Below are 12,085 nucleotides of genomic sequence, written 5' to 3'. Positions count from 1 at the left end.
TGGTTTTAAGCGTTATGATCGTTTACGATTACGTGTTTTATTACATCATCAATATAAATCAATGGGATATCAGTTAGGTTAAGGAGTAGGAACTATTACTCCTACCCCAACATTTGACGTAGAACCATAAAAATACTTGCCATGAATCCATGACAAGTATTTCAAACGATTTAACCCCCGAGAACTTCCTCGATTCTTTCAAATGCCCAATCAAGCTCCTCCTTCTTAATAATAAGCGGAGGCGCAAAGCGAATAACATTTTCATGTGTTTCTTTACATAGCAATCCTTTATCTTTAAGAGCCTCACAATAATCGCGGGCAGGCTTATCAAGAACAACACCGATAAATAAACCTTTACCGCGCACCTCTTTAATAGAAGGATTTTTAATCGATTTTAACTTTTTCATAAAATATTCGCCAAGTTCCAGGGAACGGTCAGCCAATTTTTCATCTTCAATAACATCCAGAGCTGCGATTGAAACGGCGCAGGCAAGCGGGTTGCCGCCGAATGTAGAACCATGGGAACCAGGTTCGAACACGCCTAAAATGTCTTTATTCGCTGCAACGCAAGAAATCGGCATAACACCCCCGCCAAGGGCCTTGCCAAGAATATAAACATCAGGTGTAACATCTTCCCAGTCAGAAGCAAACATTTTCCCGGTACGGGCAAGACCTGATTGGATTTCATCAGCAATAAATAATACGTTGTTTTCTTTGCAAACTTCAGCAGCTTGTTTTAAAAAGCCTTCAGGCGGTACAACGATTCCGGCTTCACCTTGAATCGGTTCAATCAGAAAAGCTGCTGTATTTGGTGTTATGGCTGCTTTTAAAGCTTCAAGATCTCCATAAGGAATTAATTTAATGCCGGGAAGCATGGGACCAAATCCGCGCTGATATTCGGGATCTGAAGATAATGAAACTGCTGTCATTGTCCGTCCGTGGAAATTACCTTCACAAGCGATAATTTCAGCCTGGTCCCGAGCGATGCCTTTTTTATTATATCCCCAGCGCCTGGCTGCTTTAAAAGCGGTTTCAACAGCTTCGGCACCAGTGTTCATTGGGAGCACCATATCTTTGTTTGTTACATTTGACACCTTTTCATACCATGGGCCGAGTTGATCATTATGAAAGGCTCTTGATGTTAATGTTACACGGTCAGCTTGTTTTTTAAGCGCTTGAATAATTTTTGGATGGCGATGTCCTTGGTTAACAGCAGAATAAGCGCTTAGCATATCCATGTAACGTTGGCCTTCAGGGTCTTCCACCCAAACGCCCTCAGCCTTAGAAACAACAATTGGAAGCGGATGATAGTTGTGTGCGCCGTACTTTTCTGTTTGTTCAATGATTTGTTTTGATTGACTCATACCAGCACCTCTTTTTTGAATAATAAGGTTACTTTTTTAAATTATAACATTAATCATTTTAGCCTGCTCCATAATTAATATTTGCATTTAGCATGATGATCATTATATTTACAGTAAAAAAGTACAGACCGATAAGTTATTCGACGGTCTGTTTTTTTATATGATGAATAGAAAGAAAACTTCAAATAACGTTCGGTTATCAGACTTGGGTTATCACACAGCGACAATCGCCATCATAAGTTAAAGAGAGGCATATGTAAGTAGTTTTCACAGAGAGAGGTGGAGCAAGTTGTGCGGGATAACAGGATGGATTGACTGGCGCAAAGATTTAAGATATGAGCAGCAAACCATTCATCAGATGGCGAAAAGCATTGAGCACCGCGGACCCGATGATCTTAACACATGGCTGTCTCCGCGCGCTGCCTTTGGTCACGCCAGATTGATTGTGGTTGACCCGAACGGCGGAGCGCAGCCGATGCAAAAGAGTATGAACGGCCATACTTACACAATGGTTTATAATGGCGAGCTTTATAATACTGAAGATATTCGCAGAGCCCTGCTCGAATTAGGTCATACGTTTAAAGGTCATTCGGATACTGAGGTACTGCTTTCATCATACATTGAATGGGGAGAAGATTGTCTAGACAGATTTAACGGCATTTTTGCGTTTGCAATTTGGGATGAAACGAAGCAAAAACTGTTTGCGGCCCGTGACCGCTTAGGCGTTAAGCCGTTTTTTTACAGGGAGCACAACGGCAGTCTGCTATTTGGCTCAGAACTAAAGGCAATTTTAACTCATCCAAATGTTGAAGTTGTTGTTGATCGTGAGGGCTTATCTGAAGTTTTTGGATTAGGTCCATCAAAAACGCCGGGCCATGGCGTTTATAAAGGAATTAACGATCTCAGACCGGCTCATGCATTGACCTTTACAAAAGACGGTGTGAAAATATGGCGCTACTGGAATGTTAAAAGTCATGAACATACTGATAATATAGATGAAACAGTGGCTCATATTAAGGAACTATTTGAAGATGCTGTTAAAAGGCAGCTATATGCAGATGTGCCTGTGGCAACCTTTCTTTCCGGAGGTGTAGACTCAAGCGCTATCACTTCTGTTGCTGCTAAAGCATTTAAAGAGAATAATCAATGGCCGCTGCATACTTATTCTATTGACTATCAGGATAATGATAAATATTTTAAAAGCGATAAATTTCTGCCAAATGCAGATGGTTCTTACATTCGAATGGCTTCTCAGTTTTTAGGAACATCACATCATAATTTAATTATTGATAATGAACAACTCGTTGACTATTTAAAAAAGGTGATCCATATTCGTGATATGCCGGGATATGCGGATGTCGATGCCTCATTGCTTTGGTTTTGCAAAGGTATTAAACGCGGGGCGACGGTTGCATTATCAGGAGAATGTGCTGATGAAATTTTTGGCGGCTATCCGTGGTTCCATAGTCCGGAAACATCGTCTAAAGAAGGATTTCCGTGGATGCGTTCTACAGAAGAACGTCAGACATTACTTAATGAAAAATGGCAAAACCGTTTGAACCTTAAGGAATACGCACTTGAACGTTTTAAGGAAACTGTTAACGAAACACCGAGGCTGGAAGGGGAAACCGGAGTTGACGCCAGCCGCAGAGAGCTTTTTTACCTCAATATGATATGGTTTATGACCGCTCTATTAGATCGTAAAGACAGAATGAGCATGGGAGCAAGTCTGGAGGTTCGTGTCCCGTTTGCCGATCATCGATTAGTGGAATACGTTTGGAACGTGCCTTGGGATATGAAAATGTTAAATGGCAGAGAAAAAGGCGTATTGCGAAAAGCTTTAGAGGGTATGCTGCCAAATGAAGTTCTCTACCGAAAGAAAAGCCCTTATCCGAAAACTTATCATCCAAAATATACTGAAGCAGTAACTCAATGGCTGAAAGATGTTATTAATCATCCATCAGCGCCGCTTTTAGAAATTGTTGATAAGAAAAATGTTCAAGATATAGCGGAATCAGGAGGAAGAGCTTTTAAGGTGCCATGGTTTGGTCAGTTAATGTCAGGACCGCAATTAATTGCTCATTTAGCTCAAATGAATTATTGGCTGGAAGAATATCATGTAAGAATTGAAGAAAGTTAGAAAGACGCCTCATAAGTAGGGCGTCTTTCGTCTTGTTTTATTTGATTTTTTATCAAGTGGAAGCAGGAATTTCCATAAATTTATAGAATTAAAATATTTGTTATATTTTTGTCCTTTTTATCAAAATAAGCGGAGGTATTCAATGAAAGAAAACAAGATTTGTCGATTAATGCCCGTGTTCCTTGTCTTAGTACTATGTTTCAGTTTATTTCAGCCCGCTGCAAGTTATGCACAAAATAAATTGAACGGGCAGTCTATAAAGGAAGCTGTTCAGCTGACAAACGGAAAAGAGTTAAAAAGCTCCTTTGATAAGCCTGAGCAAGTTCGCTGGTACAAAATAACACCTGCTAAAGATGAAATATCAAAAGATACACATATGCGAATTAAGCTGTCAAGCAATGCCGAACTCAATTTATCAATCTATCCCAGTTCGGAAAAAGCAAATAAAGACGACACCTTTGATATGTACCGGGGATTTACGGTTCCGGGTCAACCGGCACAAATTGTTGTCCCATATGCTTGGTCAGGCCCATATTACATAAAGGTAGAATACTCGGACAGTGAAGAAAAGGGAGATGGAGAAGCTACCCCGGGAAAAGCAGAATACAAAATAGGGTATCAAGGCGTCAAGCTTCCTCCTTCCAGTCAAGTCAATGAACCATGCCCGGTTGAGCTAAGCACTGATCAAAGGAAATCGGGGACAGATATTTTAAACAAGCTGCGTTTAATCAGGGATCATTTATTATCGAAGACAGACAATGGGAAAAACCTTACTTCTTTATATTACAAAACAGCTCCATTCTTAGTTGCTAAAATGATTGTTAACAAGGATACCAAAGAATCTGTCTATAAAAATTTACTTGAGCTAAAACCTTTGTTTGATGATTTAGCTGAAAACGGGTCCAACAGTTCTCATGAAATATCGAGGTCAGATCAAAAAGCAATCAATAACTTATATGACATCACGGTGAAAGCCGTTCCTAATGCCTTAAAAGATAAGATTACAGGGATTGCACAAGAAATAGATTTGGCCCATTTAGAAGGGAAGCCGCTTTCCGATGTATTGAAAAAGGCAGGGCTGTCTAACAGTGACTCAACTGCAAGTTCAGTGTCTAATAAATATATCGTAAAACTTAAAGAAGGCAAGTCTATTAAATCTGTAAACAATAAAATGAGCGCTTATGGCGACAAGGCAACAGCTCCGAAAAGTTTAAAACCAAATGGTCAATTATTTAACAATATGTATGTCATGAAAATCGGCAGTCATCAATTATCAAAATCCCCTCAAGAAAAAATCACTGTTAATCGTTTGAAAAAAATGCCGGAAGTGGATTTTGTTGAACCTGTCAAACGTTATCACAACATGTCTAACGATGTTCAATATGATTATCAATGGCCCCTAAAAAACAGCGGGCAAGAAGGCGGCAAGCGCGGTGCTGATATTAAAAATGAACCTATGAAATCATTATTAAAGAAAAGACAATTAAAAGAACCATTAATTGCCGTCGTTGATACAGGCGTAGACAGCACACTTGCCGATTTAAAACAAAAAGTTCGCACAGACTTAGGAAAAAACTTTATTGCCCGAAATAATAACACGAATGATGATGAAGGGCATGGGACTCATGTTGCGGGTATTATTGCGGCTGCTTCTGATAATGGTTATTCTATGTCCGGTCTTGATCCAAAAGTCAAAATAATGCCTGTAAAAGTCCTCGATGAATCAGGCAGCGGTGAAACAGACCAAATAGCGATGGGGATTAAATATGCTGTAGACAAAGGGGCTAAAGTGATTAATCTTAGTCTTGGCGGTGATTACAGCCGAGTGATTGAATATGCGTTAAAATATGCCGCTTCTAAAAACGTGACAGTGGTAGCGGCCAGCGGCAATGATGGTATCAATGAAGTTGGTTATCCAGCGTCCTCCCGCTATACGATCGCTGTTGGGGCAACCAATCGCCTTGATATTACAGCGGATTACTCTAACTATGGAAAAGACCTGGATCTCGTTGCCCCTGGCACTGATATCCCAAGCCTATTGCCAAATGGCAATGTGACATATTTATCGGGGACATCCATGGCAACACCGTATGTAACAGCTGCTGCAGGCGTATTGTTATCGGAAAATCCTAAACTAAAACCTGATGAAATTAAAAATATTTTAACAGAAACTGCAGACAATGTTGCTTTTAAAGAAGTTGATAATACTGATGAAGATTATGATGATGACGGCAACCCACAAGCTGAAGCAAAAACCCCGGGCTTTGATAAGGTTTCAGGATGGGGAAGGCTCAACGCTTATAGTGCGGCAAGCGTCGCAGATTTAAATGTAAAAGTCAATGACATAAAGGACAATATGGACCATATCACAGGCTCGGCTAAAAAAGGAACATTAATTCAAGTGAAAAAAGGCAGCAAAACGCTTGGCAAGTCGACAGCCTCGTCGAAAGGGACATTTACTGTAAAGATCCCAGTCCAAAAAGCCGGTCAGCTGGTTCACATTAATGCTTCAGATAAAAACGGTTTAGCCAAAGCTTCTATTAAGATAGCTGTAAAGAAGGGGAAAGCTCCTGCTTCGCCAAAGGTCAATTCAGTAAGCAACAAAGATACAACTGTGACAGGAAAAACGTTAGCGAATATTAAAGTGAACGTTAAAAATTCATCAAAGAAAGTGATGGCTTCAGCCAAGTCTAATAGTAAAGGAACTTTTAAAGTAAAAATTAAAAAGCAAAAGGCTGGAACGATCCTTTATGTAACTGTAACGGACCTTGCAAAAAGGGAAAGCAAGCCAGTCAAAATTACCGTAAAAGATAAAATTCCGCCTGCTGCTCCAAAAGTAAACACAGTATATGACAAAGAGAAATTAATTCAGGGAAAAACTGAATCTAAAGCCGCAATATCTGTAAAATCGAAAGGTAAAACGATTGGTGAAACAAAAGCAAATACTAAAGGTACTTTTAAAGCGGCAATCCAAAAGCAAAAGGCCGGTTCCGTACTATACGTAACAGCAAAAGATAAGGCCGGCAATACAAGTAAACCGGCAAAAGTTACCGTAAAGAAGTCAAAGAAAAAATAATCAAAGGTGTATTAGAGCTAAAAAGGCGTCCTAACATGGGCGTCTTTTTTGAATTGGAGAACGCCATTTCATGCAAAATACTTCTACATTTTTATAATTTTTTTGCATCAAGTGCAAAAAAAATTTTCTGCTTTAACCGCAGTTTAAGTATTTTACCTTTTAAATTATTGGCATGAAAATTGCAACTATTAGGAAGAGGTATTAAGTATCGAGTGTTTGTTAAAAAATAACACTTTTCAGGTAACTGGTCATTTATTAAAATAGTATATATACAAATGACCTTTAAAATATTTTTACTTTTGTATATTTATGAGTAATTTGCACAAAATTTGTAAGCGCTTAAAAACATTTCACCTAACAGTTGGCCAAATATTTCTTCTCTTACAATAAAGAAAGGACTGAAATAAGGATGTCAGTACAAAAAGAACAAGATGTTTTAAAACATCCCCAGCAAGAGGAACAAAAATTAAAACGCGGTTTAAAATCTCGTCATTTAACGATGATTTCTATAGGAGGCGCTATTGGCACAGGGCTTTTCCTCGGAAGCGGGGCAGCCATACACACAGCTGGTCCCGGAGGCGCGATATTGGCCTATGCTTTGATTGGTGCAATGGTATTTTTCGTGATGACCAGCTTAGGAGAAATGGCATCATTTATGCCAACAAGCGGCGCATTCAGTACTTATGGGACAAAGTTTATTGACCCGGCGTTTGGTTTTGCCTTAGGCTGGAATTACTGGTACAGCTGGGCAATGACCATTGCCGCTGAGCTTACCGCTTCAACAATGGTTATGAAATTTTGGTTTCCGAACAGCCCGTCCTTATTATGGAGCTTATTATTCTTAGTGATTATCTTTCTCTTAAATTACTTATCTGTTAAAGGATATGGTGAAGGCGAATATTGGTTTTCTTTTATTAAAGTCGCAACGGTTATCATTTTTATTATCGTCGGCATACTAATGATTTTCGGCATTATGGGCGGTGAAGCAGTCGGAGTTAAAAACTTTACAGTCGGCAAAGCGCCTTTTTCAGGCGGCTTTATGGGAATCTTCAGCATTTTCATTGCGGCAGGGTTTTCCTTTCAAGGCACGGAAATCGTTGGTGTCGCAGCCGGTGAAAGTGAGAATCCGGCTAAGAACGTGCCAAAGGCCGTCAAAAGTATCTTCTGGAGAATTCTTCTCTTTTATGTGCTGGCAATACTTGTGATCGGTCTGATCATTCCTTATACTAATCACAACTTGCAAAGTGACAATGTTATGGTTAGTCCGTTTACTTTGGTATTTAAAAAGGCGGGACTTGCTTTTGCAGCTTCAGTGATGAATGCGGTTATTTTAACTGCAGTGTTGTCTGCCGGCAATTCCAGTCTGTATGCGTCAACCCGTATGTTGTATTCAATGGCAAAAGCAGGACAAGCGCCGCGTATTTTCGCAAAGCTTAACAAACGGGGTGTACCAGTTGCCGCAATATTCCTAACATGTATTGTCGGTATGCTTGCCTTTTTTGCTTCGATTTTCGGTGATGGCAAGGTCTATGTATGGTTAATGAACTCGGTCGGCATTACAGGCTTCATTTTCTGGCTAGGTATTTCAATCAGCCACTATCGCTTCCGCAAAGCATATATAGCCCAGGGCCATTCATTAGATAAGCTGCCATACCGCGCAAAATGGTATCCGTTTGGACCAATTTTTGCGATAGTTATCGGATTAATCGTTATTTTGGCTCAAGATTACCAAGCGTTTCTCGGCGGTCATATTGATTGGGGAAGTCTCATAGCCGCCTATATGGGTATCCCGCTTTTCCTTTGCTTATGGTTTGGATATAAGTGGATTAAGAAAACCAAGGTTGTGCCGCTTGAGGAATGTGAGTTTGATTTTGACTTTGAAAAAAAATATGATTAACAGTTTTCTATAAAGAATTTAACCGGACAATGATCCTCATTGTTCGGTTTCTAATTTTGGGAGAAAAAAGACTGTCTATTGAGTGACAGTCTTAATTTCTGTTTGTTAAGCATGTTAGAGGAGTCCAAAATACATTATTAACGTTTTACTGGGGTATGAATTCTTAAGCGGTTGTTGGCATTAAATTATAAATCAGTTCCGATACGATATATTTTTCGTGGTCTGCCTCGTGATGTAGGAGCATCTTCGCCGATGATTTCTGCAAGTTTTTGTTCGACCAGGCTGTTCAGTATTCGCCGAGCATTTCTTTGAGTCATTTTTAGCCATTCTGCTACATCGGAAGCCGTTATCGCATGGTTGCCTACCCCTGTTTGAACAGATAAGATTTTGTTGAAAGTTGTTATTGTTACTCCGGCGCGTTTCAGTTTCTCGCTGATTTCTTTATTCTCATTGCGATATTCAAAGGAAATACTTTGTTGCTCTTTTAGGGGACCTTCAATAGTTCCGTTACTATCGACAAGAAAAGCGCAAAATTCACCGTATTTCTGTGCATGGTATAAAGCAAGACGCGCGTTTTCTTCCGCCGCCAAAGAAGTCTCGCCGTAACCGATCCCGATATTAGAAGGCAAATCGGTAATTAAGGCTAGCCGGTCTAAAAGAGCCAGTCCCTGCTGTCCTTGACCTTCCAGGGATCCCCTTGTAGAAAATACAATTGAATTTCCAATCCCCAGTGATACATAAGAACCAGAAATAGATTCAGCATAATCGACGATAGCTGACTGAAGTTCCAAGTCTAGTCTATGTAAATCATACGAAAGAGATTGTTTATTATCTATTTTTTCAGCGTCGCCTGTTCTGATCAGCATAATGGCAATTTGTGATTGTTTAAACTGCTGTGTTTCCCATTGTTGAAGCGCGGTGTTAAAGGTATGCCGAACGTTGACACGTGTTGGTGTAACTCTAAATACCGGAATATCCATTGACTGTAATTGTTCATAAACAGAACGAAGGCAGGTAATGCAGACATCAACCTTGTTCTCTTTAAACAGTTTATGATGAAAGTTGACAATATCATCATATGGGGTATAACCGGGGTACTCATATAGATAAAAATTTTCATATGGAATGTCCAGATCAAGATAAGTTTCATAAACATCGTTTTTTTCCAGCATATCAATGCTTGCTTTTTGGATGTTTTTATGACCTTTATAGACGATTTCCATAAGGGACTTTGTCAAACTTGATTCATTGAGCCTAAGGTAGAAAGAAAGCTTCTGAAGGCCATTTTTTTTTGCAAAATTATAAGGAGTCAGTCCGGAAAAAATCCAGATATCAACTAAATGCTCATTTTCTTTAATAATATTGGTTATTTCTTCTACGTTATTATACACAAATAAAACAGGGTGTATCTTGGTTTTGAATTCTTTCGCAATACTATTTATAAAATCAACAGAATCCTTTGGGCCAACGATTCCGATATTTATTTTCATATGCTGCCTCCATTAGTTTAATAAAGTGAACTTTCATTAGTGGGGGGTTGTTCATTCCCTGCTGATGGTTAGTGAAGCTGCTGCGTGAATAAACTCCTTGTACTTTGCACCGGGATAAAAACCAAATCTATTTTATAGAAGATTTAGGATTTGAGAAATTTTTAAGAATAATATTGTCATTATTAATTTTAAGGTAAATAAACAGATTTTTGAAGAAGAATGATGCTAATTAATATCCATTCTCTAAAATAATAACCCTTATAAAATGAAACTTCCATCAGTGAAAAATGCTGTTTAAACTTAAAAGGTAAAATTAATCATGTCTTTTTTTGATTTAATTTAACCTTGACAATAATCCGACAATTAAGTAAAATCCTAATTAGGGAATAATAAGGGATATATTCCTAAAATATAGCGGATAAGAAGTTGTATGATCATTGATACGATCGAATTAATTAAAACTAGTTGTCGAGTTGGGCAGAATTTTGGTTTGCACCGGGATGTTGGCGGCATTTCAATGTTTCCTAAAATAAGTCAGGAAGAAACCAGCTTAGGAAAGTCCTAAACGCTATTTAATTACCAATGCAGGAGGCAAGATTTAAAACCAGTCGGCTAAATAAATGAACAAAGGAGGAAATAATATGACACTCATGACCGGCGATGAATATCGTCAATCATTAAATGATGGACGCGAAGTCTACATTGACGGCGAGAAAGTTAAGAATGTTGCCGAGCATCCGGCATTTAAACCTATTATTGATGTGAAGGCCCGCATGTATGACATGAACCATGAAGAACGTTACGCCGATGTTTGTACAACAAAACTGCCGGACGGAGATACAATCTGCCGGCCTTATAAGCTGCCAAAGGACAAGGAAGATCTGACAGCGATCCGTCGCTATGTCGAGACGGTGCTGGATGACTTAGGCGGCGTCGTCTACCGTGTCGGGGATGAAACAATTGGAGAGATGTGGTCGCTTTATGATGCCCAAGACCGGTTAAATGAAATTGACCCTACATATGCAGATAATATCAGGCATCATGTTGACCGAGTAGCGAGAAAGGATTTATTTCACGTTTCAGCGAACACCGACCCGAAGGGCGACCGGAGTAAACTGATTGAAGGAAAAGACGGAGGCACACTGTTGCATGTTGTTGAAGAAAATGACAAAGGGATTGTCGTACGGGGCGCTAAGTTTGAAACAGCCGCAGCTTATGCCCATCAAGCCTTTGTCAAGCCGACCATCTCCAATTGGACAAACGAAAATATGGATCCGTTTGCGTGCGGTTTTATCTGTGATATGGGTTCACCCGGCTTAAAACATATTTGTCGTTCATCGCTTGGAAAAGGAAGAAGTCCTGAAAATTATCCGATGTCCACACAATTCGATGAACTGGACACGCTGCTAGTCTTTGATGACGTACTGATCCCATGGGAGAACGTATTGTTCCACCGCTCAATCGAATCGGCCCAGTACATTCGGAACACATTGCATCGATACTCCGCCTTTAATTATGTTCTGCGAATTTTAAGACGTGCGGATCTCTTGATCGGCACAGCCTTATTAAATGTTGAACAGACAGGATTGACGAAAATTCCAGCAGTAAAAGAGAAGCTTGCCCAGCTGATCAGTTACAGGGAAGGGATTAACGCCCACCTTACAGCGGCAGTCGCTGAAGCGGAGAAAAGCCCGGGCGGCCTGATGATGCCCAATCAGTCACTTCTCTATACGGGACGGATTTTTGCATTAACGAACTTCCCGGCAATGGCTCATCTGACAAGGGAACTTGTTGGCGGCCAGCTGGCAATCAGTCCTGATGCAGAAACGGTTTCTGATCCGAAAGTCAAGGAATATATTGACAAGTATTATTCTGTCGGCGGTTGGACTTCAGAAGACCGGACAAAGCTTCTCTACTTTGCCCGCGACTTGCTTAATTCATCATATGCCGGTCATAAAATTACCTTTGAATTATTTGCCCAAAGTCCGCCGTTTGCCCAATATTTAGCAGCATATAACAGCTTTGATTTGGAACAAGTGCGCGATAAAGTGCGTAAGGCAGCGAACCTCGCACCGGAGGCCGTCGGCGTATAACAATAAATAAAAACACAGGTTTAAT

Annotated in this window: 6 protein-coding genes; 4 read left to right on the top strand and 2 right to left on the bottom strand. The window is 39.9% G+C overall.

What is annotated here, in order from left to right:
* Positions 1 to 170: 170 nt before the first annotated feature.
* Positions 171 to 1,364 (bottom strand): ornithine--oxo-acid transaminase, encoded by a 1,194-nt coding sequence (locus tag ACFQRG_RS09400; RefSeq protein ID WP_380965636.1) that lies wholly within the window; start codon positions 1,362 to 1,364, stop codon positions 171 to 173.
* A 289-nt stretch (positions 1,365 to 1,653) separates the two neighbouring features.
* On the opposite strand from ACFQRG_RS09400, the gene asnB reads away from it, so the two are divergent.
* The 3 genes from asnB to ACFQRG_RS09385 all read left to right on the top strand — a co-directional run bounded on the left by asnB (position 1,654) and on the right by ACFQRG_RS09385 (position 8,477).
* Complete coding sequence (gene asnB, locus ACFQRG_RS09395) at positions 1,654 to 3,504, top strand: asparagine synthase (glutamine-hydrolyzing) (protein WP_380965635.1); 1,851 nt, start codon at positions 1,654 to 1,656, stop codon at positions 3,502 to 3,504.
* Between the two features lie 142 nt (positions 3,505 to 3,646).
* A complete protein-coding gene (locus ACFQRG_RS09390) occupies positions 3,647 to 6,580 on the top strand; it encodes a S8 family peptidase (RefSeq protein ID WP_380965634.1) in 2,934 nt (977 codons plus the stop codon).
* Between the two features lie 409 nt (positions 6,581 to 6,989).
* Entirely contained in the window at positions 6,990 to 8,477 is a 1,488-nt protein-coding gene (locus tag ACFQRG_RS09385; protein WP_380965632.1) for an amino acid permease, read from the top strand.
* 185 nt (positions 8,478 to 8,662) lie between these two features.
* Here the strand turns inward: ACFQRG_RS09385 and ACFQRG_RS09380 are convergent, their stop codons facing one another.
* The gene (locus ACFQRG_RS09380; protein ID WP_380965631.1) at positions 8,663 to 9,967 is read right to left on the bottom strand and encodes a helix-turn-helix domain-containing protein; all 1,305 of its coding nucleotides are present in this window, start codon (positions 9,965 to 9,967) and stop codon (positions 8,663 to 8,665) included.
* Positions 9,968 to 10,608: 641 nt separating this feature from the next.
* Here ACFQRG_RS09380 and ACFQRG_RS09375 point away from each other — a divergent pair.
* Complete coding sequence (locus tag ACFQRG_RS09375) at positions 10,609 to 12,060, top strand: 4-hydroxyphenylacetate 3-hydroxylase family protein (RefSeq protein WP_380965630.1); 1,452 nt, start codon at positions 10,609 to 10,611, stop codon at positions 12,058 to 12,060.
* Positions 12,061 to 12,085: the final 25 nt, after the last annotated feature.

It is taken from the genome of Scopulibacillus cellulosilyticus (assembly GCF_042665295.1).
Classification (GTDB): domain Bacteria; phylum Bacillota; class Bacilli; order Bacillales; family Sporolactobacillaceae; genus Scopulibacillus_A; species Scopulibacillus_A cellulosilyticus.
The sequence above is the reverse complement of the archived record's forward strand: the minus strand, read 5'-3'. Positions and strand labels throughout refer to the sequence as shown.

Excerpts from the sequence above, each read along its gene's own strand:
- ACFQRG_RS09380 (WP_380965631.1), bottom strand. The coding sequence starts at position 9,967 with ATGAAAATAAATATCGGAATCGTTGGCCCAAAGGATTCTGTTGATTTT.
- ACFQRG_RS09400 (WP_380965636.1), bottom strand. The coding sequence starts at position 1,364 with ATGAGTCAATCAAAACAAATCATTGAACAAACAGAAAAGTACGGCGCA.
- ACFQRG_RS09390 (WP_380965634.1), top strand. The coding sequence starts at position 3,647 with ATGAAAGAAAACAAGATTTGTCGATTAATGCCCGTGTTCCTTGTCTTA.
- ACFQRG_RS09375 (WP_380965630.1), top strand. The coding sequence starts at position 10,609 with ATGACACTCATGACCGGCGATGAATATCGTCAATCATTAAATGATGGA.
- ACFQRG_RS09385 (WP_380965632.1), top strand. The coding sequence starts at position 6,990 with ATGTCAGTACAAAAAGAACAAGATGTTTTAAAACATCCCCAGCAAGAG.